Raw genomic sequence first — 25,630 nt, 5'->3', positions numbered from 1 at the left:
AGCCCCTCACCCGCTGATCAGTGCCAGCCATTCGTCCTCGTCCATCGTCTGCACACCGAGTTCGCGCGCCTTGTCGAGCTTGGAGCCGGCGCCGGGGCCGGCGACGACGATGTCGGTCTTCTTCGAGACCGATCCCGCCACCTTGGCGCCAAGACTTTCCGCCCTCGCCTTTGCCTCGTCGCGGGTGAATTTTTCCAGCGAACCGGTGAAAACCACGGTCTTACCGGCAACCGGGCTGCCTGCCGTCTTCGGTTGTTCGGCCTCCTCGGGCGTCACCTCCTCAAGCAGTCGGGTGATCACCTCGACATTGCGCGGCTCCTTGTAGAATTCGACGATGGCCCGCGCCACGACCTCGCCAATACCTTCGATGGCGTTAAGATCGCTCCAGGCGTCGCCGGAAAGCGCCTCGGCCTCTCGCATTGCGGTTTCAAAGGCCGCATAGGTGCCATAAGAGCGCGCCAAGAGCTTCGCCGTGGTCTCGCCGACATGACGGATGCCGAGCGCGTAAATGAAGCGGTGGAGCGCAATGCTGCGCCGTTCGGTGATCGCCGCATAGAGCTTGCCGACGCTGACCTTGCCGAAGCCGTCAATATTCTCCAGCTTGGTCAGCGATTGCTGCTGACGCTTCTCCAGCGTGAAGATATCCGGCGCGGTGCGGATCTGCAGCGACGCGTCCTCGTTTTCGAAGAAGAAATCGATCTGCTTCGAACCGAGCCCTTCGATATCGAAGGCGTTTCGCGAAACGAAATGCTTCAGATGCTCCGTCGCCTGCGCCCTGCAAATGAAGCCGCCGGTGCAGCGGGTAACCGAATCAAGCTTGCCGGTCTTCTCATGTCTTTCACGCACGGCATGCGAACCGCAGACCGGGCAGGTCTTCGGAAATTCATAGGGGCTAGCCTCGGCCGGCCGCTTCTCCATGACGACGTCGAGCACCTGCGGGATCACATCACCTGCGCGCTGGACGATGACGGTATCGCCGATGCGGATATCGTGCTCGTCGTCGCGGATGCGCTCGCCGCTATTGCCGATGCCCCGGATGTAATCCGCGTTGTGCAGCGTCGCATTGGTGACGACCACGCCGCCGACGGTGATCGGCGTCAACCGCGCGACAGGTGTCAGGGCGCCGGTGCGGCCGACTTGGATGTCGATATTCTCGACGATCGTGAAAGCCTGCTCCGCCGGAAACTTGTGCGCCGTCGCCCAGCGCGGCGAACGCGAGCGAAAACCGAGACGAGCCTGCAGCTCGAGACTGTCGACCTTATAGACGACGCCGTCGATGTCGTAGTCGAGGTCCGGACGTTTGAGGCCGATCTCGTCATAATGCGTCAGGATGTCGGCGACCGAGCTCAGCCGTTTCATCAGCGGATTGACCGGAAAACCCCAATCCTTGAAAGTCTGCACCATCCCAAATTGCGTGTCGGCGGGCATTTCCGACATCTCGCCCCAGGCATAGGCGAAGAATTTCAGCTTGCGGCTCGCCGTCACCTTAGCGTCGAGCTGGCGCAGCGACCCGGCCGCGGTGTTGCGCGGATTGACATAGGTCTGCTTGCCCTCCGCCTCCATTTGCAGATTCAGCGTTAGGAAGTCGCTCTTGGCCATATAGACCTCACCGCGGATCTCGACGACGGCAGGAACGCCCTTCGGCAGCTCGTTGGGGATTTCGGCGATGGTGCGGATATTGGCGGTGACGTTCTCCCCAGTCGTGCCGTCGCCGCGCGTCGCAGCCGTCGTGAGCCTGCCGTTTTCGTAACGGATCGACATCGACAGGCCATCGATCTTCGGCTCGGCGGTAAAGGCGATCGACTGGTCCGGCAGCCGGCCGAGGAAGCGATAGACGCCGGCGACGAAATCCTGCGCATCATCCTGCGAGAAAGTGTTGTCGAGCGACAGCATCGGCCGGGCATGGACGACAGGCGAGAAGGTGACGGAAGGCGCTGCACCGACATGCCGCGACGGGCTGTCCTCGCGGATCAGCTCGGGAAACCGCACTTCCAGCGCATCGTTGCGGCGCTTCAGCGCGTCGTAATCGGCATCCGAAATCTCCGGTTGGTCCTTGCCGTGATAGAGCGCATCATGATGCGCGATCTCCTTTGCCAGCCGCTCGAGCTCGGCGGCAGCCTCTTCGATCGTCAACGTGTCGACGGTGAAACCTTCGGTGGACATGGAACATCACTCCAGAGAATCTGGCCAGAAAATCTGGATTGTTTTTAGAGCAAAATTTCCGGATGAAAAGAGAGGCTGGATATCCTGCATCGGGAAGATCGGTCTACCCCGCCTATTCCCAATCCCTGGCATTGCGCAGCCGGATGCCGCTGACATGCAGTCTGGTGTTCCAAAGGTTCTTCAACGGCCGCAGGCTATCGACTACCCGAAGCTCCACCCTGCGCGGCGCAAACTCCTGGTCGAGCCGCGAGATGGCGGTCCTCTCCAGGGGAATGACGCGTCTGCGGGCCACCCACATGCCAGCATCCTGAAGATCTTCGAAGCCCCCGGCCGGCATCTCGTAACGGTGGATCGTCTCCGCTTCGAGCCTTTCCAGCCAATGGCGCTCGACGTAGGCGACGGCCCGCCAGTCGCCGAACCAGTGCCGCCGTTCGGCCTCCGGCGTATCGGCTGTCGCCCAGAGCAGGATGCGGGGGGCAATCGCGCGGAAAGAGATACATGAAATCATGATCGGCATCGATTGCCCAGACGAGCGGACCGTTCAACCATTCTCGGCCGGGCGCACGGGCAGACGGGACGCGAACCGGGCGTGGCTCGAACGCCGCAATACCGGAATCGTCGCTGAAATGGAAAAGCCGCATGGCATGAGCTCGTCGCCGATCGGGAAGCTTCAGCCCATATCGCGCCGCAGGATGATTGTCATCCCGCCGGCCCGGGCGGGAAGAGCATCGCAAGAAAAATCAGCCGTTGCCGGCCAGCAGCCGCTTTGCCGCCGCCCTCGCCTCTTCGGTGACCGAAGCCCCAGCCAGCATACGGGCGATCTCCTCGGTGCGGTCCTTCTGCGCCATCGTCGCGACGCGCGTGGCGATCTTTTCCGAACCGTCGGCCGACGGTCCCTTGGAAATCAAGAGATGCGTCGCCGCCCGCGCCGCGACCTGCGGCGCATGCGTGACCGACAGCACCTGCACCCGCTCCGACAGCCGCTTCAGCCGCTGGCCGATCGCATCGGCCACCGCACCGCCGACGCCGGTATCGATTTCGTCGAAGACGAGCGTCGGGGCCGATCCGCGATCGGCGAGCGCCACTTTCAGCGCCAGCAGGAAACGCGACAGCTCGCCGCCCGAGGCGACCTTCATGATCGAGCCCGGTCGCGTGCCGGGATTGGTCTGGACATGGAACTCGACGACGTCGATGCCTTCGGCCAGCGCCTCGCCCGCATCCGTGGTGATCTCGACCATGAAAAGGGCGCGTTCGAGTTTCAGCGCCGGCAGCTCGGCCATGACGGCCCCGGCCAGTGCGGTTCCGGCATGATGGCGCTTGTCTGACAGCGATCGCGCCGCCGCATCGTAATTTTCCCGCGCCAGGCCGACCTCGGCATCAAGCCGCGCAAGCCGCTCCTCGCCCGCGTCGAGATCGGCAAGATCTGCGATCATACGGACGGCAAGCGCCGGCAGTTCGGTGACGGGAACGGAATATTTGCGCGAGGCGGCCCTGAGCGCGAAAAGCCGTTCCTCCACCCGCTCCAGCTCCCTGGGATCGTATTCGGTCTTGCGCAGTGCCGCCTCAACCTCCATCTGCGCGTTGGAAAGCTGGTCCAGCGCGGCATCGAGCAGCGTCACTGTGTCTTCGAGCAATCCCGGCGCCTCATGGCTCTTGCGCTCCAGCCGGCGCACCAGCGAGGCGATATGGGGCACCGGCGAGGCATTGCCGTTCAGGAATTCGGACGCCTCGGCGATATCGCCGGCGATTCGCTCGGCCTTCATCATCTTCTGCCTGTTATCGGCGAGCTCTTCCTCCTCGCCGTCCTGCGGCGAGAGCTTCTCGAGTTCTTCGACGGAAGAGCGCAGGTAGTCGGCTTCGCGCGCCGCACTTTCCACCTTCTCGCGGTGCTTCTTCAGCGTCCGCTCGCTGTCGCGCCACAGGCGATAGAGCCGGGCGACCTCTGAAACCTCGTCGGTGAGGCCCGCGAAGGCGTCGAGCAGGGTGCGGTGAGCGTTGGTGTCGACAAGGGCGCGATCGTCGTGCTGTCCGTGGATTTCGACCAGCAGCTGACCGGCCTGGCGCATCAGCTGCACGCTAACCGGCTGGTCGTTGACATAAGCCTTGGTGCGCCCGTCCGCCGATTGCTGGCGGCGGAAGATCAGATCGCCCTCGTCATCGATGCCGTTTTCACGCAGGAGGGTGCGGGCGCCGTGTTCCATGCCCACGTCGAACACCGCCGTCACCTGGCCCTTATCCTCGCCATGGCGCACCAGGTCGCCGTCGCCGCGCCCACCGAGCGCCAGCGACAGGCTGTCGAGCAGGATGGATTTGCCCGCCCCGGTCTCGCCCGTCAGCACGGAGAGGCCTATCTCGAAGGCAAGATCCAGCCGCTCGATCAGGACGATATCGCGGATCGAAAGCTGGATCAGCATTGGCCTCAGGAACCGAGAAGAAGTTTCTTGCCCGCAGCCGCGATCCACGAGCCCTTGTTTTCACGCGGCTCGGCACCGCCGCTCTGCAGCAGCTTGTAGGAATCAGCATACCACTGGCTGTCGGGGTAATTGTGACCGAGAACGGCAGCGGCTGTCTGCGCCTCGTCGACGATGCCCATGGAGTAATAAGCTTCGACGAGACGCGCTAAGGCCTCTTCGATCTGGTTCGTATTCGGATATTTCTCGACAACGATGCGGAAGCGCGAGATCGCGGCGAGATATTCCTTTCGCTCCATGTAATACCGGCCGATCTGCATTTCCTTGCCGGCGAGCTGGTCGCGCGCAAAGCGGATCTTGGCCTGTGCGTCGTCGACGTATTCGGAGTTCGGATAATTGTCGACGACGGCCTGCATCGCCTCGATCGTCTTGGCCGAGGCACGCTGGTCCTGCGTCACGTCGACGATCTGCTTGGAATAGGTGAGACCGATCAGATACTGCACATAGGCGGCATCCTGGGACTTCGGATACTGCGACATGTAACGGTTGCCGGAAGCAAGCGCATCGTCCAAGCGGCCTTGGCGGTATTTGACGAAGGTGCTCATCACAAGCGCCTTGCGCGCCCATTCGGAGAACGGGTTCTCGCGGTCGATCGCGTCGAACTTGCGCCCCGCTTCCGCCATGTTGCCGGCCTTCATATTGGCAAGGCCCTGGGTGTAAAGCACGTCGGGCGGATCGGTTTCGAGGCCGAGCTTGGTGATGTCGATATCGGGGTCCGACTGGCAACCGGAGATCAAGGCGCCTGCGCTGAGCACCAGAAGCGATGCGAACAAAGCACGCGCTGTCTTCATCATACCTTCAGATCCTGCATAACCCATTCGAAAGAACCCCACTGCTGCCGCTCTCTCCACGGCAGCCACGCCTCGCTGGCGTTTCTAGCCACAAATGTGCATCAAGAGCAACGCAATGATAAGGCATTAACGCATTTTTGTGGCAGCAGCCGCAGAAATGACCGGCTTTTCAACTTCTTCCCGACCTGTGGCGGCCAAGCATCGGCCTATTGCCGCAGACACGCCCGGACATAAAAAAACCGCCTCCGGGAAAGAGGCGGCCTGGTCTTGAGAATATGCTGGAGGTCATGCCGACCAGGGAGCGAATTCCGAAGCGCTGACCGCGATCAGTTCGCGGGCAGCGACACGCTGGCGCGGCGTCGACGTCTCGACCACCTCGTAGGCGGAGGAATCGGCGAGCAGCGCCTTCAGCGCATTGGCGTTCATCTTGTGACCACCGCGATAAGAACGGTAGCAGCCGATGAACTGGGCGCCGGCAAGCGACAGATCGCCGACGGCATCGAGCGTCTTGTGGCGGACGAATTCGTCCTTGGCGTAACGCAGTCCTTCGACGTTGATGACGGTGTTGTCGTCCGAAATGACGACGGAATTTTCGAGTGAAGAGCCGAGCGCGTGGCCCGACGCCCAGAGACGTTCGACATCGCGCATGAACCCGAAGGTGCGGGCGCGGGAAAGCTCGGCCTTGAAGACGGCGGCGGTCATGTCGCCGGCCCACTTCTGCCGGCCGATCAGCGGGCAGTCGAAATCGATCTCGACTTCGAAGCGCGTGCCGTCATAGGGGCGGAATTCGCTCCAGGAGCCGCCATGCTCGATTCGCACCGGCTTGGTGATACGGATATAGCGGCGCTTGACGCCGAGCGAGACGAGACCGACCTGCTCGATCGCCTCGACGAAGGGCAGCGAGCTGCCGTCCATGATCGGCATTTCGGAGCCCTGCACCTCGATCACCACATTGTCGAGGCCGAGTGCATAGACGGCGGCCATGACATGCTCGATCGTCGCAACCGAATGGGCGGGCGAGAAGCCGAGCACGGTGCAGAGGTCGGTGTTGCCGACCTGCGAGGAAACGGCCTTGAGTTCGGTGATATCGCCATTGTCATGCAGGCGCTGGAAAACGACGCCGGTGCCCGATTCGGCCGGGTTCAGGGTGATCGAAACGTCGGCGCCCGAATGGACCCCGATGCCCGAAAGCGTCACGGGACGCGATACCGTCGTTTGAAAACCCAGCAAGCCAATCGCCATAAATTCTGCCTTTACTCTTCCGCACCGGCGGCCTGTCCGATCGGCGCGGTCATCGTTTATTCTGCAGCCGGAGCCTGTCAAAAGGTCTCCTGGGGCAGTTTCGTTGCACCATACTTACGTGCGCCGGCGCTCCAATCCAAATCACTGTTTCTTTCGCTTTGTTACGAAGTCACGCGATTGAAATCATTTGCGAATCACGGGCGAAAAAACAGCAATGCCCGGGACCTTGATCCCGGGCATGAGAGGCCCGAAGCACGGCCTCAGTTCGACTGGCGACGCAGGAATGCCGGGATTTCCAGCTGGTCGTCTTCCTGCATCATCCGGGCCTGCGGAACCGCGCGGCCCTGGTCGTCGAGGTTGCCGCGACGCGGTGCGTAGAGGCTTGCCTCCGGCGACAGCGGACGGCGCTGCTGCGAAGCGGCCGGCGGTGCTGCAGTCATATCGGCGGCAACGGCGTCGTCGTCGCGGCGGCCAAGCGAATTGGTGATTCGCTTGAGCAGCCCCATCGGACCGCGCTCTTCCGCCGCATGCGCGGACGCCGACTGCGTGCGGTGGTTGAGTTCGGCCTGAACGACGGGCGGGAAATCCTCGACCTTCGGCATGCGCATCGGTTCGGGCGCCTGACGGATGGTCGGCTCCTGCCGGACGGGCTGCTGCTGCACCGGCTGCTGCTGGACGGGCTGCTGGATCGGCTGGCTCATCACCGGCGCCGGAGCCTGCTGCTGCACCTGAGGACGCATTGCCGGAGCTTCCGGTGCAGGTGCGAAGATCTTGCTCTGCGGACGGAAGGTTTCCTGCTGTGCCGCCGGCTGCTGCAGCGGTGCGGCAGCACGCGGGGCCGGAATTTCGAGCTCGCGTTCCATCTCGGCTTCGCGGATGGTCTGCGCGATCGGATCCATGGCCTTCGGTGCCTGCATGACGGGGGCAGGCTGAACTGCGGCCGCTGCCGGAGCAACAGCCGCGGAGGAACGGATAGCAGGCCTTGCGGTCGGCTGGAAGTTCCGCTCGGCGGCTTCGTTCATCGCCCGATCGATGCCGGTTGCGACGACCGAGACGCGGATGATGCCTTCGAGCGATTCGTCGAAGGTGGCGCCGAGGATGATGTTGGCGTCAGGATCGACTTCCTCGCGGATGCGGGTCGCGGCTTCGTCGACTTCGAAGAGCGTGAGGTCGCGACCGCCGGTAATGGAGATCAGCAACCCTTGAGCGCCCTTCATCGAGGTTTCGTCGAGCAGCGGGTTGGCGATCGCAGCCTCTGCGGCCTGCAGCGCGCGGCCGGAGCCGGAAGCTTCGCCGGTGCCCATCATCGCGCGGCCCATCTCGCGCATCACCGAGCGGACGTCGGCGAAGTCGAGGTTGATGAGGCCTTCCTTGACCATCAGGTCGGTAATGCAGGCAACGCCCGAATAGAGAACCTGGTCAGCCATGGCGAAGGCATCGGCGAACGTCGTCTTGTCGTTGGCAATGCGGAAGAGGTTCTGGTTCGGAATGACGATCAGCGTATCGACAGACTTCTGCAGTTCCTGGATGCCCATCTCGGCCAGGCGCATACGGCGCCCGCCTTCGAAATGGAACGGCTTGGTGACGACGCCGACCGTCAGGATGCCCTTGTTGCGGGCCGCCTGTGCGACAACCGGGGCAGCACCTGTGCCGGTGCCGCCGCCCATGCCGGCGGTGACGAAGCACATATGCGTGCCGTTCAGGTGATCGACGATCTCGTCGATGCACTCCTCGGCGGCCGCGCGGCCAACTTCCGGCTGCGAGCCGGCACCGAGGCCTTCGGTGACGTTGACGCCGAGCTGAATGATGCGCTCGGCCTTCGTCATCGTCAGCGCCTGCGCATCCGTGTTGGCGACGACGAAGTCGACGCCCTGGAGGCCGGCGGTAATCATGTTGTTGACGGCATTGCCGCCACCGCCGCCAACGCCGAACACGGTGATGCGCGGCTTCAGCTCTGTGATGTCAGGCTTTTGCAGCTTGATGGTCATGGTACCTGTTCCTTCTCTCTCTGGCCGCATCGCCACGCCGGCCAATTACGCAATTTCAGAAGCTTTCCTTCAGCCACTGGCCCATGCGGGCTATGCGACTGTTATTTCCCCCAAGCGACATGAGCAGACCGCTCTGTGACGCATGTGTCTCCATGTCCGCTACCTGCGGATAGATCATCAGGCCGACGGCCGTCGAAAAGGCCGGGCCCTTGGCCGCCGTCGGCAGCCCCGAGACGCCCATCGGGCGGCCGATGCGGACGTTGCGGGCAAGAATGCGCCGCGCCACGTCGGCAAGGCCGGTCAGCTGGCTCGCCCCGCCGGTCAGCACGACGCGCTTGCCGACGATCGGGCTGAAACCGGAGCGCTGGATACGGTCGCGGATCAGTTCCATCGTCTCCTCGATACGGGCCGATACGATGCGCGAGACCAGCGCCCGCGGAACCTGCGACGGCTGGTCGCGATCGTCCTCGCCGATCGGCGGGATCGAGATCAACTCGCGCTCGTCGGAGGAATTCGAAAGCGCCGAGGCATGCACGACCTTCAGACGCTCCGCATCCTCGATGCGGGTCGAAAGGCCGCGCGCCAGGTCGGTGGTGACGTGATGGCCGCCGAGGCCGACGGCATCCGTATGAACGAGCTTGCCTTCGGCAAACACCGAGATCGTCGTCGTGCCGCCGCCCATATCGATCGCCGCACAGCCGAGCTCGACCTCGTCGTCGACGAGAGCCGCAAGGCCCGATGCATAGGGCGTAGCAACGATGCCCTCGACCGACAGATGCGCACGATTGACGCTAAGCTCGAGGTTCTTCAGCGCCGAGCGCTCCGCGGTGACGACATGCATGTCGACGCCGAGCGCATCGCCATACATCGCCAGCGGATCGCGGATGCCGCGTTCGCCGTCGAGCGAGAAGCCGGTCGCCAGCGAGTGCAGCACCGAACGGTCCTGGCGCAGCGACTGCTGGCAGGCGGCCGACAGCACCTTCTTCAGATCGTTGAGCTCGACTTCCTGGCCGCCAAGATCGATTGTCGCGGTGTAGATATCGCTGCCGAGACGGCCGGCCGTCAGGTTGACGATCAGGCTTTCGACGGTCAGCCCGGCCATGCGCTCGGCCGCGTCGACCGCAAGGCGGATGACGCCTTCCAACGCGTCGAGATCGGCGATGACGCCGGTCTTGATGCCGCGGGAACGCTGGTGGCCGATGCCGATGATCTCGATATTGTGCGTGCGGCCCGGCAGGATCTGGCTTTCCTCGCGCGGCGTCAGCCGGCCGATCATGCAGACTACCTTGGTCGAACCGATGTCGAGCACCGAAACGACATGTGACCGCTTCGACGAAAGCGGCTTCAGGCGCGGCAATCCGAAATGGGATGAACCGAACAAGCTCATATATTCTGCCCCGCCTTCTTCAATTCTTTCGTACGCTCCGTCACTGCCGTCTGCCTGCGGATCGCCGCCTCCGGCGTCAGCTGGATCGCGGTTCTGTCGGCCAGCCTGAGATCGACTGCGGCAATGTCCCGCTCCAGGAGCTGATGCTCCCTGTCGAACTTCGAAAGCGTCGCCAGTGCCTGGTCGATACCGTCTTCCGGCAGCTTGACGACGACGCCGTTGTCCATATGCAGGTCCCAGCGACGGCCGGATATCCAGACATAGGCCTTCACGCGGGCCTTCACGTCGGGCCACTTCGAGAAGGCTTCGTCGAGCGAAGCCGCCGCCGTTTCGGCATCGCGGCCGACGACGAGCGGCAGCGCCGAAAACTTGTTGTCGCGCAGCGGCGCAATGACGCTGCCGTTCTTCTCGATCAGGGAAAGCTCCTGCCCGTGCTGCCAGATCGCATAGGCCTGACGTTCCTTGAGCTTCACCTCGATCGTCTTCGGATAAATCTTGCGGACCTCGACATTTTCGACCCAGGGAAGATGCGCGATCTTCCTGCGGGCGGCATCGACGTCGAGGGCGACCAGCGAGGTCGTGCCGTCAAGGCCGATCAACTGCAGTATCTCGATTTCGGAGGTCTCCGAATTGCCGGAGACCTTGACGTCCTCGATCGCAAAACCCGCGGCCGTCGTCGTCGCCTGCGCCACGGCTTCCGTGTGGCCGCCGAGCGACATGCCGTAAAGCCCCGTCGCGCCTAAGAAAGCGAGCGCCGAGACCGTGCCCGTATGAACGGGAATGTAGATTCGGCCACTGCAGAGGCTGATCAGGAAGCGCGTGACCCGGCGCAGCGGGCGCGGCAGCACGAACCGCTCTTCGGCTTCCACAATCGGAAGCACGGCATGATGGCTGGGGCGCCCAATCCTCTTGACCGTCAACGCAAACAAGACGCGTCCTCCACCATCCACCGGAGAAACTGACCAAATGAATAGCCGGCATGACCGGCCATTTCGGGCACGAGCGAGGTTGGAGTCATGCCTGGCTGGGTATTGACCTCCAGCCAGATGATTTCGCCGTCTTCGGAGAAACGATCGTCGTAACGAAAGTCGGACCGACTGACGCCGCGACAACCGATTGCCTGATGCGCCCTTAGGGACAATGTTTGTATTTTTTGGTAAATATTCGGTGAAATTTTCGCGGGGATGACGTGTTTTGAACCACCTGCCGCGTACTTGGAGTCGTAATCATAGAAATTGTGTCCCTGCGGCACCACTTCCGTGACACCGAGGGGAGTTTCACCCATGACGCCGCAGGTGAGTTCGCGACCGTAAACATAGCGCTCGACGATCACCTCCTCGCCGTAACGCCATTCAGGCGAGCTGACGATCTGTGGCGGATGCGCCTGATCTTCCGTGACGATGACGACGCCGAAGCTCGACCCTTCGCGGACGGGCTTCACCACATAGGGCGGCTTCATTGGATGCGTCGAGGGAAAGGCGAAACGGTTTACCACCTGCGATTCGGCCACCGGAATGCCGGCGGCGGCGGCAACGAGCTTCGCTTTGTCCTTGTCCATCGCCAGCGCCGAGGCAAGCACGCCCGAATGCGTATAGGGGATTTCGAGATATTCGAGGATGCCCTGAATGGTGCCGTCCTCGCCGAACGGGCCGTGAAGCGCATTGAAGACGACATCGGGCTTCAGCGCGGCGAGTTTCTCGGAAACGTCGCGCGCCACGTCGATGCGCGTCACGTCGAAGCCCTCCGCTTCGAGAGCTTCTGCGCAAGCCTTTCCCGAGGAAAGGCTGACAGGCCTTTCCGAGGAAAATCCGCCCATCAGGACAGCGACATGCTTGCGACTCATCAACACCCCCAAAAAATAACTTCTATTTTCGAAATCGACGCTTGCGCGAAGCTGTCTGCGCCGTTTCGGGCCTTTGTCCGACCTGGGTGCATTAGAGCATCATTATGGTTAATGAAGTGTTTACTTTCGTTAACTTCGTCTTGCCGCGCCCCTGATTTTTTAACCTTCTCTTCTTCGCGATTGCCAGATCGAAGATGTCGCCGATCCGCGAAAATAGAAAAACCCGCACGGAAAAACCGCGCGGGCTCAATGGGATAGATTAGTTTCTTGCAGTCAGTCGGCGTCGTCGAGGAACTTCCACACAAGCCCGCCGAGCGCCCCACCCGCAAGCGGCGCAATCCAGAACAGCCAGAGCTGCTGCAGCGCCCAGCCGCCGACGAAAAGCGCCTGGCCGGTGGAACGCGCCGGATTGACCGAGGTATTCGTCACGGGGATAGAAACGAGATGGATCAGCGTCAGCCCGAGGCCGATCGCAAGCGGCGCGAAGCCCGCAGGCACCCGACTGCTGGTCGACCCCAAGATGATGATCAGGAAGAACATGGTCAGCAGCACTTCGATCAGCAGCGCCGAAAGCAGTGAATAACCGCCCGGGGAATGATCGCCATATCCGTTGGCGGCAAATCCGCCGAGTTCGAAACCCGCCTTGCCGCTGGCGATGAGATAAAGCAGCGCCGCCGCGGCGATGGCGCCGACAACCTGCACGACGATATAGGGAACGAGACGCGCCGCCGGAAACCGTCCGGCAACCGTAAGGCCAAGCGAGACGGCGGGGTTGAAATGACCGCCCGAAATGCCGCCCACGGCATAGGCCATGGTGAGCACGGTCAGACCGAACGCAAAGGCCACGCCAACAAAACCAATTCCAAGCTCGGGATAGGCCGCGGCCAGCACGGCACTGCCGCATCCGCCGAACACCAGCCAGAACGTGCCGAGAAACTCAGCAACTAGACTCTTTTGCATGCTCGCCTCCTTTAACCTCAACCAAGAGTTTAAATGAATCCGTTACAATTTGATTCCGGTCAAGCGCGCGGCCATTGCCGCGGCAAGCTTCACGCAAGGATCGAGAAACGGGTGGAGATGCGGTACGTGCGGCGCGAGGAGACGTTTTCTCAGACCTGAAATTGCGTTAAGACCCGCCAAGCCTCCCAAGGCGACTCATAAAAATATTGATTGGAATGAAAATGACTGACGCGGTCTCCGCATCGCCGACTCCTGTCTCGAACAGCACGCAAGTCAATTCTCCGGCTCGCGTCCTCATCGCCAGCCTTGTCGGCACCACCATCGAATTCTTCGACTTCTACGTCTACGCGACGGCAGCCGTCCTCGTCTTCCCGCATCTCTTCTTCCCGGCAAGCGATACGAACGCCGCAACGCTGCAGTCGCTGGTCACCTTCTCGATCGCCTTTTTCGCCCGCCCCATCGGCGCCGTGATTTTCGGTCATTTCGGCGACCGCATCGGCCGCAAGGCGACGCTCGTCGCCGCGCTGATGACGATGGGGCTTTCGACCATGCTGATCGGCATGCTGCCCGGCTATGATGCGATCGGCATCGCAGCACCCTTGTTGCTGGCGCTTTGCCGCTTCGGTCAGGGCCTCGGCCTCGGCGGCGAATGGGGTGGCGCCGTCCTGCTTGCCACCGAAAACGCTCCTCCCGGCAAGCGCAGCTGGTATGCCATGTTCCCGCAGCTCGGCGCACCAATCGGCTTCATCCTCTCCTCCGGCTTCTTCCTCATCCTGACGGAAACGATGAGCAACGAGGATTTCCTAGACTACGGATGGCGCATTCCCTTCATCGCCAGCCTCGCCCTCGTCGCCGTCGGCCTCTATGTCCGCCTGAAGATTGCCGAGACGCCGGAATTCCGCAAAGCCGTCGAAAAGCACGAACGCGTCGCTGTGCCGATCGAGGTCGTCTTCCGTAACCATCTGCGCAGCCTGATCCTCGGCACCTTCATCGCCGTCGCGACCTTCGTGCTGTTCTACCTGATGACGGTCTTCACGCTCTCCTGGGGTACGACACCTCTGGAAAAGGGTGGGCTCGGTTACTCCCGCGAGCAGTTCCTGGTCGTCCAGCTTGTCGGCGTCGTCTTCTTCGGCCTGACGATCCCACTCTCCGGCTGGCTCTCCGATCTCTATTCGCGCCGCATCATCCTGACGCTGACGACGATTGCCATCACCATCTTCGGCTTCTTCTACGCGACGCTGTTGACAAGCGGTCTCACAGGCGCCTTCCTGTGCTCGATCATCGGCCTCGCCTTGATGGGCTTCACCTATGGTCCGATCGGCGCTGCCCTTGCCGCCCCCTTTCCGACCACGGTGCGCTATACCGGCGCCTCGATGACCTTCAACCTCGGCGGCATCTTCGGCGCTTCGCTCGCCCCTTATATCGCAACCTGGCTCGCCACCCATTATAGTCTGGACTATGTCGGCTACTACCTCGCCGCCTCGGCAGTGATCTCGCTGGTCTGCATCCGGCTGTCGGGCCGCGAGGAAGTCTGAGCCTCGAGCAGTAAGAGGATTGAAAGTGTTAGAGCGTCCTTTGTGCGTCCGGAAGGACGCACGGCGCTCTAACGTCGCGGCTTTTTATTGATGCCGTGGGCACTTCCGGGTAACCGGAACACTCACGGCAAAACGGGGAACAGATCATGCGATGCCTCATTACCGGCGCAGCCGGCTTTGTCGGTGGGCCTCTCGTCGAAAGACTGCATGGAGAGCGGATATCCGAGCTTGCGGTGACGACGCGATCTGCAGCCGCCAGCTTCCCGACATCTGTGCGGCATTTCCCCATCGAGATAACGAGCGAAACCGATTGGGCGGCAGTTCTCGAGGGTATCGATGTCATCGTCCATCTCGCCGCTCGTGTTCACATCATGAACGACCGCGCAGCCGATCCGCTTGCGGAATTTCGCCGGATCAACACCGCCGCCACGTTGAACCTCGCCGCACAGGCCGCCCGCGCAGGCGTAAAAAGGTTCGTCTTCATCAGCAGTATCAAGGTCAATGGCGAGGAGAACGATCGGCCCTTCCGGCATGACGATACGCCAATGCCGATCGATCCCTATGGCATCTCGAAGCTGGAAACTGAAATCGGGCTGCATGAAATCGCCGCCCGAACAGGCATGGAGGTCGTGGTCATTCGCCCGCCGCTCGTTTATGGACCCGGCGCGCGGGGCAATTTCGCCCTGCTCGTCGGACTTGTCCGGAAGAAAATGCCGCTCCCTTTCGCGTCGCTGAAGAACCGACGGACACTAGTCGCGCTTCCAAATCTCGTCGATCTGATCATCGCCGGGATGAAGCATCCCAGCGCAGCCGGCCAGACCTTTCTCGCAGGCGATGGAGAAGATCTTTCGACTCCCGGGCTTATCGAAGGGATTGCCGCAGGGCTAGGTGTCAAACCGATGCTGCTCCCCTTCCCCCCAACGCTGTTGCAGATGGGCGCGAGAGTCACGGGAAAGAGCGCAGTCTACCAGCGTCTTTGCGGTTCCCTGCAGGTCGATATATCCCATGCCCGAGACGTGCTCGGCTGGTCGCCTCTCGTCACGCCGCGCGAAGGCCTGAAGCTTGCGGTGACGTAAACCGTTATTCGCTCGTTACACCGTGGAACGGACGCACCTCACGGCCGGGCATGAAGACGCCGAGGCGTTTGATTTCCCACTCGAGTTTGATGCCGTCTTTTTCGAAGACCTCGCGACGCACCTGTTCGCCCAGATATTCGAGATCATAGCCGGTTGCCTGCCCCATGTTGATCATGAAATTGCAGTGAAGCGACGACATCTGCGCTCCGCCGATGACGAGACCGCGGCAGCCTGCCTCATCAATCAGTTTCCAGGCCGAATGACCAGCCGGGTTCTTGAAGGTCGAGCCGCCGGTCTTTTCGCGTACCGGCTGCACCGTCTCGCGATGGTTGCGCACGGCGTCCATCTCGGCGCGGATCTGCGCGCGCTCTTCCGGATAGCCCTCGAACAGCACGGAGGTAAAGATTAGATCTGTGGATGCGGTCGAATGACGATAGGAATAGCCCATCTCGGCATTGGAAAGCACATGCTTGTCGCCCTTGCGGTCGACCGCATGGACCTCGATCAGCCGCTCCCGCGTCTCCACACCGTTGGCGCCGGCATTCATGCGCGCCGCGCCACCGATGCCGCCGGGAATACCGTATAAGAAATGGAAGCCGCCGATGCCATTGTCCATCGCCATCGCCGCTACATGTTTATCAGGGCAGATGGCGCCGGCGAGAATCCGGTTTTCGCCGGCAAGCTCGACGAAGCCGAACCCCTTGGCCGACAGGCGCAGCACGACGCCGGGAATGCCGCCGTCGCGCACCAGGATGTTGGAGCCGACGCCGACCACCGTCAGCGGCACCTCTTCCGGCAATATCTTCAGGAAGGCGACGAGATCGTCGATGTCATGCGGCTGGAACATCAGCTCGGCCAGGCCACCGGCCCTGAACCAGGTGACGCGGTCCATCGGAGCATCCGGCGTGATACGGCCGCGGATATCCTTTACACCGTCTCCGAGAGACGCGAGAAGCTTTTCCCCATTCACCTGTTTCATACGGACTTTCCCGATAGGCCTTCCAGTTGCTTGGGCAGTGCCGCTGCCCAGGATGTAATGCTCCCCGCCCCCAACAGAACCACGAAATCGCCAGGCTTTGCAACCTCCGCGACCATCTGCGGCAGAAGCTCCGCCGAAGTTAGAAAGCGGGCGTCGCGATGGCCGCCGGATTTTATGCGCGAGACTAGCGACACGGAATCGATACCCTCGATCGGATCCTCCCCCGCCGCATAGACCGGTGCCAGGAAGATGCTGTCGGCATCGTTGAAGCAGGCGGCGAATTCCTCGAACAGGCTCGCAAGACGGCTAAAGCGGTGCGGCTGGTGGACCGCGATGACGCGGCCCTTGCAGGATTCTCGGGCGGCGCGCAGCACCGCCTTGATCTCGACCGGATGATGGCCGTAATCGTCGAAGATCTGCACGCCATTCCACTCGCCGGTCAGCGTGAAGCGGCGCTTGACGCCGCCGAAGGAAGCAAGCCCCTTGGCGATATCGGCGCTCGATATGCCGAGCCGGTTGGCAACGGCAATCGCCGCCGTCGCGTTGGAGATATTATGCCGTCCGGGCATCGGCATGACCAGCCCCTTGAGTTCGATCACCTGGCCGGTGCGGCGGCGGCGGATTTCGACGTCGAAGATAGAGCGCGTGCCGTCGATGCGCACATTCTTGAAGCGCACGTCGGCCTGCGGGTTCTCGCCATAGGTGATGATCTTGCGGTCCTCGATGCGGCCGACCAGCGACTGCACCTCGGGATGGTCGAGACACATGACGCCGAAGCCGTAGAACGGCACGTTCTCGACAAACTGCCGGAAGGCGGCGCGCACCGCGTCGAAATTGCCGTAATGGTCGAGATGTTCCGGGTCGATATTGGTGATGACCGCGACATCGGCCGGAAGCTTCAGGAAGGTGCCGTCCGATTCGTCGGCCTCGACCACCATCCACTCGCCCTCGCCCATGCGGGCATTGGTGCCGTAGGCATTGATGATGCCGCCATTGATGACGGTCGGGTCCAGCCCGCCGGCTTCGAGCAGCGCGGCGACCAGCGAGGTGGTCGTCGTCTTGCCATGCGTGCCGCCGATGGCGATCGCATTGCGGAAGCGCATCAGCTCGGCGAGCATTTCGGCGCGGCGCACCACCGGCAGCAGCTTTTCGCGCGCGGCGATGAGCTCCGGATTGCTCTTCTTGATCGCCGTCGAAACAACGACGACTTCGGCCTCACCCAGGTTTTCAGCTCGGTGACCGACGAACACCTCGATGCCCTTGTCACGCAGGCGCTGGACATTGGCGCTGTCGGCCTGGTCCGATCCCTGCACCTTGTGGCCGAGATTGTGCAGCACTTCGGCAATACCGCTCATGCCGATGCCGCCGATGCCGATGAAATGGACGAGACCGATCGTCTTCGGCAGTTTCATGCGCGTGTCCTCTTGAATTCCGCTATTGTCCGTCTGGCGGCAATAGCCTCAACCATGTCGGCAAGCAAGTTCGCTGCATCGGGTTTCCCGGCGAGTTTCGCCGCCGCCGCCATGTGCGAGAGCTTTTCCGGATCGTTCATAACAGCCGTCAGGATCGCCGCGATCTTCTCCGGCGAAAGCTCCGACTGGGCGATCACCTTCGCCCCACCGGTCGCAGCGAGTGCCGCCGCATTCGCCGCCTGGTCGTGATCGAGAGCGTGCGGGTAAGGCACAAGGATGGCAGGCCGGCCGATGACGGAGATTTCCGAAACCGTCGAGGCGCCCGAACGGCAGATGACGAGATGCGCCCTCGCCAACCTCTCGGCCATGTCGGTGAAGAAGGGGGCGATATCGGCATCCATCTCCAGTCTGGCGACGCAGCCGCTGACCATCTCCATGTCCTCGGGACGCACCTGCTGAGTGATGCGCAGACGCACGCGAAACGCGTCGTCGAGCAGACTGATCGCCGTCGGCAGCGTCTTAGAGAAATATTGCGCGCCCTGGCTGCCGCCGAAGACGACGAGGTTGAAGGCCTCGCCTGGATGCGACGGCGTGTAAGGCACCTCGGCCGCGGCGATGATTGCCGGGCGGACGGGATTGCCGGTCGTCACCGTCTTGTCCGGAAAGGCAGCGCCTCCCTCCGGCAGGAAACCGCCGGCGATGGCCTGCACGCGAGTTGCCAAGGCCTTGTTGGCGCGTCCCATCACGGCGTTCTGCTCGTGGATCATCGAGGGCACTCCGAGCCGGGTGGCGGCAAGCAGCGGCGGCACGGTGGGATAACCGCCGAAACCGACGACGATGACCGGTTGCAGCCGCTGGATCAGCTTCTTTGCCGCCCGCATGCCGCTCCAGAGCGTCCACAGCGAGCGGGCGACCGCAACCGGATTCTTCGAGCCGATCGTCGCCGACGGCACAACATGGATCTCCTCGGCCGGGAACTTGCCGGCATAGCGCTCGGCCCGGCTGTCCGTGACGAGATGCACCGAATAGCCGCGCTCCTTCAGCTTGAAGGCCAGCGCTTCCGCCGGGAACACATGGCCGCCGGTCCCTCCGGCGGCAAGCAGCACGATGCCTTTGCTCATGGTCTTCTACTCCGCCGGCAAACCGTGCGGGACGCGGAAGAGGCTCCGGTCCTGCGCGCGTTTTTCCGGTCGATGGCGCGTCAGCGCCAGAATGAAGCCGGCGGTGACGCAGATCGCCACCATAGACGAGCCGCCATAGGAAATCAGCGGCAGCGTCATGCCCTTTGCCGGCAGCAGTTCGAGATTGACGCCGATATTGATGATCGACTGGATGCCCATCTGCAGCACCAGGCCGGCGACGGCGAAACGGTTAAAATCGTTCCGCTCGCGATAGGCATGCGAGAGGCCACGCAGTACCAGCACGGTAAACAGCGCGACGAGCGCCATGCAGAAGACGATGCCGAACTCCTCGGCCGCGACCGAGAAGATAAAGTCGGTATGCGCATCCGGGATGATGCGCTTGACGATGCCTTCGCCCGGTCCCTGGCCGAACCAGCTGCCGCGGATGATCGCCTCGCGCGCGGTATCGATCTGGAACGTATCACCCTCGCCGGTCATGAATTTGTCTATTCGGCCGGCGACGTGCGGAAAGACGTAATAGGCGCTGAGCAGGCCGCCGGCGCCGCCGATACCGAGCAGCATGATCCAGATCCATGGCATGCCGGCCATGAAGAACATCCCCCCCCAGACGGCCGTGGTCAGGATGGTCTGGCCGAGGTCCGGTTGCGCGACGAGAAGGGCCGCGACGATGCCGAACAGAATAATGGCAAAGAGATTGCCGGGGATCTCCGGCTGGCGCGCATGTTCGGCAAACAGCCAGGCGCAGACCACGACGAAGGCAGGCTTCATGAATTCCGACGGCTGGACGGAAAGACCGGCGATCCAGATCCAGCGCCGGCCACCCTTGACCTCCTGCCCGACGAACAGCACCAGCACCATCATGGCGACCGAGATGATCAGGATCAGGATCGCGGTTCGCCGCACCTGGCGTGGCGTCAGGAACGACAGCCCGAGCATGACGCCGATCGAAGGGATCATGAAGGCCGCATGGCGCTTGACGAAGTGGAAGGGCTCGAGCCCGATGCGCTCGGCGACCGCAGGAGATGCCGCAAACGACAGCATGAAGCCGATGCCCATCAGGAAGATGAACATTGCCAGGAAGAAGCGGTCGATAGTCCAGAACCAATCGGCCAGAGGCCCACGTTCCGCGCGGCTTACCATGTCATTTCTCTCCTGTTGCCGGACCGATCAGCATCGCAATACCGTCAAGCGCTGCCACGTGGTCGACGAAAGCTTCGCCCCTGACTTCGAAGTTCTTATACTGGTCGAAGCTTGCGCAAGCCGGGGATAACATCACGGCCGAAGCAGCGCTTTCGTCGCGTTCGGCATCGGCGGCCGCATGCGCGACGGCGCGCTCCAGCGTGCCCGAGATCTCGTAAGGCACGGCCTCGCCGAGCGTCGCAGCGAATTCCGCCGCCGCCTCACCGATCAGATAGGCCTTGGCGATGCGCGGAAAATAGGGAGCAAGCGTCGTGATCCCGCCAGCCTTCGGCAAGCCGCCGGCGATCCAATAGATGCGATCATAGCTCGAAAGAGCCGGCGCTGCGGCATCGGCATTGGTCGCCTTGGAATCGTTGACGAAAACGACGCGGCGACGCTGCCCGACCGGCTGCATGCGGTGCTTGAGGCCGGGAAACGAGGCAAGACCGGTGCGGATGTCGTCGGCGGAAATCCCGATCGCGAGGCAGGCGGCAACGGCGGCGGCGGCGTTCTGCGCATTATGGCTGCCACGCAGCGTCTGGATGCCGTCGAGATCGGCGAAGGGCAGCATGGCGCCGCCGGCGGCCTGGATGAGTTTGGTGCCCTCGGCATAGATGCCGTCGGCCAGCACGTTGCGGCGCGAAATGCGGACCACCTTGACGCCTGCCCGCTCGACACGGTCGGCAATCAGCGCCGAATGGCTGTCGTCGACGCCGACGATCGCGACATCGCTGCCGGCGACCAGCCTTTCCTTGATATCGGCATAATGCTGCATCGTGCCGTGACGGTCGAGATGATCGGGCGTCAGGTTGAGCAGGATGCCGGCAGACGGGTCCAGTGTCGGCGCCAGATCGATCTGGTAGGAGGAGCATTCGACGACGTAATAACGCTCGGCCTTCGGCGGATCGAGTGTCAGCACCGCCGTGCCGATATTGCCGCCGAGCTGCGTGTCGTAGCCTGATGATTTCAGGATATGGGCGATCAGCGCCGTCGTGGTCGACTTGCCGTTGGTGCCGGTTATGGCGATGAAAGGGCAATCCGGCGCATGGGCACGGCGCTCGCGCACGAAGAGTTCGACGTCGCCGACGATATCGACGCCCGCCGCCCGGGCAAGATCGACGGTCCAGTGTGGTTTCGGATGGGTGAGCGGCACGCCGGGCGACAGCACGAACAGCGCCTGCTGGCTCCAGTCGATGTTGTGCAGGTCTTCGGTCCTGATGCCTTCGGCAGCGGCCTTGGCGACACTGTCGGGATTGTCGTCCCAGGCGGTCACCTCGGCACCGCCTGATATCAGCGCCCGGGCGGTGGCAAAGCCGGAGCCTCCGAGCCCGAAGAGCGCGACCTTCCTGTCTTTGAGCGTCGTGACCGGGATCATCGCTGCCTCACCGGAGCTTCAGCGTCGAAAGGCCGAGCATCGCAAGGCCGACGGCGACGATCCAGAAGCGGATCACCACCTGGCTCTCGGTCCAGCCCTTCTTCTCGAAGTGATGATGGATCGGCGCCATCAGGAAGACACGCCGGCCGGTCATCTTGAAGAAACCGACCTGGATGATGACCGACAGCGTCTCGATAACGAAGAGGCCGCCGATGATTGCCATGACGATCTCGTGCTTGGTGGCGACGGCGACGGTGCCGATCGTGCCGCCGAGTGCCAGCGACCCCGTGTCGCCCATGAAGATGGCGGCGGGCGGCGCGTTGAACCAGAGAAAGCCGAGGCCGGCGCCGATGACGGCGCCAAGCACGACGGCGAGTTCGCCGGTGCCGGGCACGAAATTGATCTGCAGGTAGTTCGCAAACACCACGTTGCCGGCGAGATAGGCGATGACGCCGAAGGAGGCGGCGGCGATCATCACAGGCACGATGGCAAGCCCGTCGAGACCGTCAGTCAGATTGACGGCATTGCCGGCGCCGACGATGACGAAGCCGCCGAAGACGACGAACATGATGCCGATATTGATCATGAAGTCCTTGAAGAAGGGAAAGGCGATCGAGGAGCCGAAGGTCGAGCCGGCAATCCCCGAGGCAAGGGCGGTGCGCATCATGAAATAGACGGCGATGCCGGCGATGACAAATTCGATACCGAGCCGCGCCTTACCGGAAAAGCCCATGTGGCTCTGCTTCGTTACCTTGAGATAATCGTCGTAGAAGCCGATCGCACCGAAGCCCAGCGTCACCAGCAGCGTGGCGACGACATAGACGTTGGAAAGATCGGCCCAGAGCAGCGACGCGCCGACGATGCCGGCGAGGATCATCAGCCCGCCCATGGTTGGCGTGCCGGCCTTCTTGAAATGCGTCTGCGGCCCGTCGGCGCGGATCGGCTGGCCCTTGCCCTGCCGGATGCGCAGCGAATTGATGATCATCGGCCCGAACAGGAAGACGATCAGTGCTGAGGTGAAGAGAGCAGCCCCCGTGCGGAAGGTAATATATCTGAACAGGTTCAGAAATTTGAAATATTCCGACAGTTCGACAAGCCAGATCAGCATTCAGGGCCCCTTGTTTACCCGATCAAAATTCGCGTTGCGTGTCGGCAAATGGCGGGAACTTGTCAAGGAGCGCGGCGACGATCTTGCCGAAACCGATGCCCAGAGACGATTTCACCATCAACACGTCGCCTGGCGCGACCGAGTTCAATACATAATCCGTCAATTCGTCCGTGTTCTCGCGATATTCGACATGGACGCTTTCCGGCAACGATTCCTTGAGCGCAGCCATCTCGGCTCCTGCGAGCCAGACATGTTCGATGCCGGCAGCAAGCAGCGGCACGGTAAGGTCGGTATGGACCTTTTGCGCATACTCGCCCATCTCAAGCATGTCGCCGAGCACGGCGATATGGCGTCCGCGGCCGGTCGGCTCGGAGGCTGCCAGCAGCGCGATCGCCGCGCGCATCGAGGCCGGATTGGCATTGTAGCTCTCGTCGATCAGCGTGAAGCTGCCGCCGCCGATCGAAAGCCGGTGGCGTTTGCCCCTGCCCTTTTCCGGCCTCAGCGTCGCAAGCGCTTCGATCGCATTCTGCATATCTGCGTCGACGATCCTGACGACCCCGAGCGCTGCGAGCGCATTCTCAGCGATATGGCGGCCCGGCGCGCCGAGCGCGACCTCCAGCGTCTCGCCGCCGATCGTCAGCCACAGCGTCGAATTCTCGTCGGAGCCGTTGAATTCTGCGAGCCGGAATTCGGCCTTGGCATGCTGGCCGAAAGAATGGATATGCTCGATGCCGAGCGACTGCGCCGTGCGGTCGAGGAAATTGAACTGGTCGTTGTCGCGGTTGAGCACGACATGGCCACCGGGTTCGAGCCCCTCGAAGATCTCGGCCTTGGCGGCGGCGATTTCCTTGATGTTCTTGAAATTGCCGAGATGCGCCGGCGCGATCGTCGTGATGATGGCGACATCGGGACGGATCATCGCCACCAGCGGCCGAATCTCGCCGGGATGATTCATGCCGACTTCGAAGACGCCGTAATCCGTATCCTCAGGCATGCGCGCCAGCGTCAGCGGCACGCCCCAATGATTGTTGAAGGAGGCGACGGAGGCGTGCACCTTGCCGGAGGGCGACAGCACATGCCGCAGCATTTCCTTGGTGGTCGTCTTTCCCACAGATCCCGTCACCGCGATGATCCGGGCCCGCGAGCGCTCACGCGAGGCAAGGCCGAGCCGGCCAAGTGCCGCGAGCACGTCTTCCACGACGATCATCGGCACCGTCAGGCGGCCCATGGCGGGAAGCCTCGCCTCGCTGACGACGAGAAGGGAAGCGCCGTTCGCCATCGCCATCGAGGCGTAGTCGTGACCGTCGACGCGGTCGCCCTTGATCGCAAAGAAGGCTTGGCCTGGAGTAATCGAGCGGCTGTCGATGGAAATGCCGGTGATGCCCTCGGGCAGCGTGCCGAAGGGGCGCCCCGCCATCGCTGCGATCATGTCTTCCGTCGTCCAGAGCCAGCTCAAGATTTCAACTCCTCCAAGGCCTTGCGCACCTCCGCATGATCGGAGAACGGCAGGGTGATGCCGCCGATCGTCTGCCCTTCCTCATGCCCCTTGCCGGCGACGATCAGCGTATCGCCGGATCTCAGCATGCCGACCGCCTCGCGGATCGCCATGGCGCGATCGGCGATTTCCGCGGCGCAGCTTGCTGCCGCCATGATCTCCGCCCGGATCGAGGCCGGCTCCTCCGAACGCGGATTATCGTCGGTGACGATAACGACGTCGGCAAGTCGGCAGGCGATTTCGCCCATGATCGGCCGTTTGCCGCGGTCACGGTCGCCGCCGCAGCCGAAAACGACGATGACGCGACCGGTAGTGAAGGGTCTGACCGAGCCCAGCACATTTTCCAGCGCATCCGGCTTGTGGGCGTAGTCGACATAGGCGAGCGCGCCGTCTTTTGTATGGCCGACGAGTTCGAGACGGCCGGACGCGCCGACGAGCTTCTCGAGCGCGGCCATTGCAACCTTCGCCTCAACGCCGGTCGACATGGCAAGCCCCGCTGCAACCAGCGCGTTGGCCACCTGGAAATCGCCCGCCAGCGGAATGTTCACCTCGAAGATCTCGCCGCCGATATGGATCTCGGCCATCTGCTTGTGGCGGAAGTGCTCGACGCGCTTCAACGAGAGATAATCGCCCTTCCGCCCGACGGTACGGATGTCGTGACCGGCATCGGTCGCGGCCTTGATCGCCTGCGCCGACCACGGATCGTCGGCAAAGATCACCGCGGGCGATCCCCCCGGCAACAGCGTATCGAAAAGCCGCATCTTGGCGGCCATGTAGGCCTCGACGGTCGGATGATAATCCATGTGGTCTCGGCCAAGATTGGTGAAGGCGGCGGCCGCAAGCCTGACGCCGTCGAGCCGGCACTGGTCGAGACCGTGGCTGGAGGCCTCCATCGCGGCATGTGTCACGCCTTCTCCGGCAAGTTCCGCCAGCAGCGCATGCAGCGACACCGGATCCGGCGTCGTCAGCGAGCCATATTCGTTGCGCGTCGGTGAGACGACGCCCGTCGTGCCGATCATCGCGGCCGCGTGGCCCGCATGCGCCCAGATCTGCCGGGTGAAAGAAGCGACGGAGGTTTTGCCCGCCGTGCCGGTGACGGCGACCATGGTGTCGGGCTGCCTGCCGTGGAAACGCGCGGCGGCGATGGAAAGGAAACGACGCGGCTCCTTGACCGCCAGCACGGGGATCGAAGCATCGACGGCTTGGGCGGCGATCGCGACGGCAGCGCCGCGGCCGGCGGCATCCACGATGAAGCCCGCGCCATCAGCCCTGGTGCCGGCGACCGCGACGAAGACATTGCCCGGCGCCACCTTGCGGCTATCCGAAGATAGGCCTGAAATATCAAGCAGGCCTGCCGGGCCTTCGAGCTGTGCTTCAAGTTCCGGAAACTGATCTCCGGCCAGGTCTCGCAATTTCATCGAATGCACTTTTCTCTCTTGAAGCCGGTTCACCCCTCGCGAATCGGCGTCGATATTCATTCACAC

19 protein-coding genes and 1 pseudogene are annotated in these 25,630 nt (G+C 62.6%); 2 read left to right on the top strand and 18 right to left on the bottom strand.

Annotated features, from left to right (window positions below; all coding sequences use genetic code 11):
• Nucleotides 1-6: 6 nt before the first annotated feature.
• The 10 genes and pseudogenes from ligA to aqpZ form a co-directional block, all read right to left on the bottom strand.
• Complete coding sequence (ligA, locus tag RWJ89_RS04025; protein WP_316030604.1) at nucleotides 7-2,163, bottom strand: NAD-dependent DNA ligase LigA; 2,157 nt, start codon at nucleotides 2,161-2,163, stop codon at nucleotides 7-9.
• A gap of 112 nt (nucleotides 2,164-2,275) precedes the next feature.
• Nucleotides 2,276-2,804 (bottom strand): annotated as a pseudogene (locus RWJ89_RS04020) (DUF6886 family protein).
• Nucleotides 2,805-2,903: 99 nt separating this feature from the next.
• Nucleotides 2,904-4,577 carry a DNA repair protein RecN gene (gene recN, locus RWJ89_RS04015; protein WP_316030603.1) on the bottom strand — a complete coding sequence of 558 codons (1,674 nt, stop codon included), beginning with the start codon at nucleotides 4,575-4,577 and terminating at the stop codon, nucleotides 2,904-2,906.
• Between the two features lie 5 nt (nucleotides 4,578-4,582).
• The gene (locus tag RWJ89_RS04010) at nucleotides 4,583-5,452 is read right to left on the bottom strand and encodes an outer membrane protein assembly factor BamD (protein WP_020050822.1); all 870 of its coding nucleotides are present in this window, start codon (nucleotides 5,450-5,452) and stop codon (nucleotides 4,583-4,585) included.
• Nucleotides 5,453-5,710: 258 nt separating this feature from the next.
• Nucleotides 5,711-6,667, bottom strand: coding sequence for a UDP-3-O-acyl-N-acetylglucosamine deacetylase (gene lpxC, locus RWJ89_RS04005; protein WP_011652789.1), 957 nt, complete (start codon nucleotides 6,665-6,667; stop codon nucleotides 5,711-5,713).
• A gap of 260 nt (nucleotides 6,668-6,927) precedes the next feature.
• Nucleotides 6,928-8,655, bottom strand: coding sequence for a cell division protein FtsZ (ftsZ, locus tag RWJ89_RS04000; protein ID WP_168284653.1), 1,728 nt, complete (start codon nucleotides 8,653-8,655; stop codon nucleotides 6,928-6,930).
• A gap of 55 nt (nucleotides 8,656-8,710) precedes the next feature.
• Entirely contained in the window at nucleotides 8,711-10,042 is a 1,332-nt protein-coding gene (ftsA, locus tag RWJ89_RS03995; RefSeq protein ID WP_003561012.1) for a cell division protein FtsA, read from the bottom strand.
• Nucleotides 10,039-10,971: a cell division protein FtsQ/DivIB gene (locus RWJ89_RS03990; protein ID WP_131628500.1), complete on the bottom strand. Its 933-nt coding sequence runs from the start codon at nucleotides 10,969-10,971 to the stop codon at nucleotides 10,039-10,041. Before RWJ89_RS03990 ends, ftsA begins: the two co-directional genes overlap by 4 nt.
• Nucleotides 10,959-11,885 (bottom strand): D-alanine--D-alanine ligase, encoded by a 927-nt coding sequence (locus tag RWJ89_RS03985; protein WP_017961294.1) that lies wholly within the window; start codon nucleotides 11,883-11,885, stop codon nucleotides 10,959-10,961. Before RWJ89_RS03985 ends, RWJ89_RS03990 begins: the two co-directional genes overlap by 13 nt.
• Before the next feature lie 273 nt (nucleotides 11,886-12,158).
• On the bottom strand, nucleotides 12,159-12,866 hold the full coding sequence (gene aqpZ, locus RWJ89_RS03980) for an aquaporin Z (protein ID WP_348647226.1): 708 nt from the start codon (nucleotides 12,864-12,866) through the stop codon (nucleotides 12,159-12,161).
• A gap of 200 nt (nucleotides 12,867-13,066) precedes the next feature.
• Between aqpZ and RWJ89_RS03975 the strand changes: the two genes are divergently transcribed.
• Nucleotides 13,067-14,380, top strand: coding sequence for an MFS transporter (locus RWJ89_RS03975; protein ID WP_168284650.1), 1,314 nt, complete (start codon nucleotides 13,067-13,069; stop codon nucleotides 14,378-14,380).
• A gap of 146 nt (nucleotides 14,381-14,526) precedes the next feature.
• Nucleotides 14,527-15,456 (top strand): UDP-glucose 4-epimerase family protein, encoded by a 930-nt coding sequence (locus tag RWJ89_RS03970; RefSeq protein ID WP_168287798.1) that lies wholly within the window; start codon nucleotides 14,527-14,529, stop codon nucleotides 15,454-15,456.
• A gap of 4 nt (nucleotides 15,457-15,460) precedes the next feature.
• Here RWJ89_RS03970 and murB read toward each other — a convergent pair whose 3' ends face one another.
• The 8 genes from murB to RWJ89_RS03930 are packed head-to-tail and all read right to left on the bottom strand — an operon-like array spanning nucleotide 15,461 to nucleotide 25,624.
• Entirely contained in the window at nucleotides 15,461-16,435 is a 975-nt protein-coding gene (gene murB, locus RWJ89_RS03965) for a UDP-N-acetylmuramate dehydrogenase (RefSeq protein ID WP_168305794.1), read from the bottom strand.
• On the bottom strand, nucleotides 16,432-17,847 hold the full coding sequence (gene murC, locus RWJ89_RS03960; RefSeq protein WP_077978792.1) for a UDP-N-acetylmuramate--L-alanine ligase: 1,416 nt from the start codon (nucleotides 17,845-17,847) through the stop codon (nucleotides 16,432-16,434). Before murC ends, murB begins: the two co-directional genes overlap by 4 nt.
• Nucleotides 17,844-18,968 carry an undecaprenyldiphospho-muramoylpentapeptide beta-N-acetylglucosaminyltransferase gene (murG, locus tag RWJ89_RS03955; RefSeq protein WP_316030602.1) on the bottom strand — a complete coding sequence of 375 codons (1,125 nt, stop codon included), beginning with the start codon at nucleotides 18,966-18,968 and terminating at the stop codon, nucleotides 17,844-17,846. Before murG ends, murC begins: the two co-directional genes overlap by 4 nt.
• A 6-nt stretch (nucleotides 18,969-18,974) precedes the next feature.
• Nucleotides 18,975-20,129: a putative lipid II flippase FtsW gene (gene ftsW / locus RWJ89_RS03950; RefSeq protein WP_131666289.1), complete on the bottom strand. Its 1,155-nt coding sequence runs from the start codon at nucleotides 20,127-20,129 to the stop codon at nucleotides 18,975-18,977.
• 1 nt (nucleotide 20,130) lies between these two features.
• Nucleotides 20,131-21,543: a UDP-N-acetylmuramoyl-L-alanine--D-glutamate ligase gene (gene murD, locus RWJ89_RS03945; protein WP_316030601.1), complete on the bottom strand. Its 1,413-nt coding sequence runs from the start codon at nucleotides 21,541-21,543 to the stop codon at nucleotides 20,131-20,133.
• Nucleotides 21,544-21,550: 7 nt separating this feature from the next.
• Nucleotides 21,551-22,651 (bottom strand): phospho-N-acetylmuramoyl-pentapeptide-transferase, encoded by a 1,101-nt coding sequence (gene mraY, locus RWJ89_RS03940; RefSeq protein WP_131666291.1) that lies wholly within the window; start codon nucleotides 22,649-22,651, stop codon nucleotides 21,551-21,553.
• Nucleotides 22,652-22,673: 22 nt separating this feature from the next.
• Entirely contained in the window at nucleotides 22,674-24,107 is a 1,434-nt protein-coding gene (locus RWJ89_RS03935; protein ID WP_316030600.1) for a UDP-N-acetylmuramoylalanyl-D-glutamyl-2,6-diaminopimelate--D-alanyl-D-alanine ligase, read from the bottom strand.
• A complete protein-coding gene (locus RWJ89_RS03930) occupies nucleotides 24,104-25,624 on the bottom strand; it encodes a UDP-N-acetylmuramoyl-L-alanyl-D-glutamate--2,6-diaminopimelate ligase (protein ID WP_316030599.1) in 1,521 nt (506 codons plus the stop codon). The genes RWJ89_RS03935 and RWJ89_RS03930 overlap by 4 nt, the downstream gene beginning before the upstream one ends.
• Nucleotides 25,625-25,630 lie beyond the last annotated feature (6 nt).

The organism is Rhizobium sp. 10PS4 (genome assembly GCF_032464805.1).
GTDB classification, from domain to species: Bacteria; Pseudomonadota; Alphaproteobacteria; order Rhizobiales; family Rhizobiaceae; genus Rhizobium; species Rhizobium laguerreae.
The sequence above is the reverse complement of the archived record's forward strand: the minus strand, read 5'-3'. Positions and strand labels throughout refer to the sequence as shown.

What these genes read in the sequence shown, in the direction of transcription:
- RWJ89_RS03970 (WP_168287798.1), top strand. Translation starts at nt 14,527, where the DNA reads ATGCGATGCCTCATTACCGGCGCAGCCGGCTTTGTCGGTGGGCCTCTC.
- ftsW (WP_131666289.1), bottom strand. Translation starts at nt 20,129, where the DNA reads ATGGTAAGCCGCGCGGAACGTGGGCCTCTGGCCGATTGGTTCTGGACT.
- murC (WP_077978792.1), bottom strand. Translation starts at nt 17,847, where the DNA reads ATGAAACTGCCGAAGACGATCGGTCTCGTCCATTTCATCGGCATCGGC.
- murD (WP_316030601.1), bottom strand. Translation starts at nt 21,543, where the DNA reads ATGATCCCGGTCACGACGCTCAAAGACAGGAAGGTCGCGCTCTTCGGG.
- RWJ89_RS03975 (WP_168284650.1), top strand. Translation starts at nt 13,067, where the DNA reads ATGACTGACGCGGTCTCCGCATCGCCGACTCCTGTCTCGAACAGCACG.
- RWJ89_RS04010 (WP_020050822.1), bottom strand. Translation starts at nt 5,452, where the DNA reads ATGGGTTATGCAGGATCTGAAGGTATGATGAAGACAGCGCGTGCTTTG.
- mraY (WP_131666291.1), bottom strand. Translation starts at nt 22,651, where the DNA reads ATGCTGATCTGGCTTGTCGAACTGTCGGAATATTTCAAATTTCTGAAC.
- ftsA (WP_003561012.1), bottom strand. Translation starts at nt 10,042, where the DNA reads ATGAGCTTGTTCGGTTCATCCCATTTCGGATTGCCGCGCCTGAAGCCG.
- RWJ89_RS03985 (WP_017961294.1), bottom strand. Translation starts at nt 11,885, where the DNA reads ATGAGTCGCAAGCATGTCGCTGTCCTGATGGGCGGATTTTCCTCGGAA.
- murG (WP_316030602.1), bottom strand. Translation starts at nt 18,968, where the DNA reads ATGAGCAAAGGCATCGTGCTGCTTGCCGCCGGAGGGACCGGCGGCCAT.
- recN (WP_316030603.1), bottom strand. Translation starts at nt 4,577, where the DNA reads ATGCTGATCCAGCTTTCGATCCGCGATATCGTCCTGATCGAGCGGCTG.
- ftsZ (WP_168284653.1), bottom strand. Translation starts at nt 8,655, where the DNA reads ATGACCATCAAGCTGCAAAAGCCTGACATCACAGAGCTGAAGCCGCGC.
- RWJ89_RS03930 (WP_316030599.1), bottom strand. Translation starts at nt 25,624, where the DNA reads ATGAATATCGACGCCGATTCGCGAGGGGTGAACCGGCTTCAAGAGAGA.
- ligA (WP_316030604.1), bottom strand. Translation starts at nt 2,163, where the DNA reads ATGTCCACCGAAGGTTTCACCGTCGACACGTTGACGATCGAAGAGGCT.
- lpxC (WP_011652789.1), bottom strand. Translation starts at nt 6,667, where the DNA reads ATGGCGATTGGCTTGCTGGGTTTTCAAACGACGGTATCGCGTCCCGTG.
- murB (WP_168305794.1), bottom strand. Translation starts at nt 16,435, where the DNA reads ATGAAACAGGTGAATGGGGAAAAGCTTCTCGCGTCTCTCGGAGACGGT.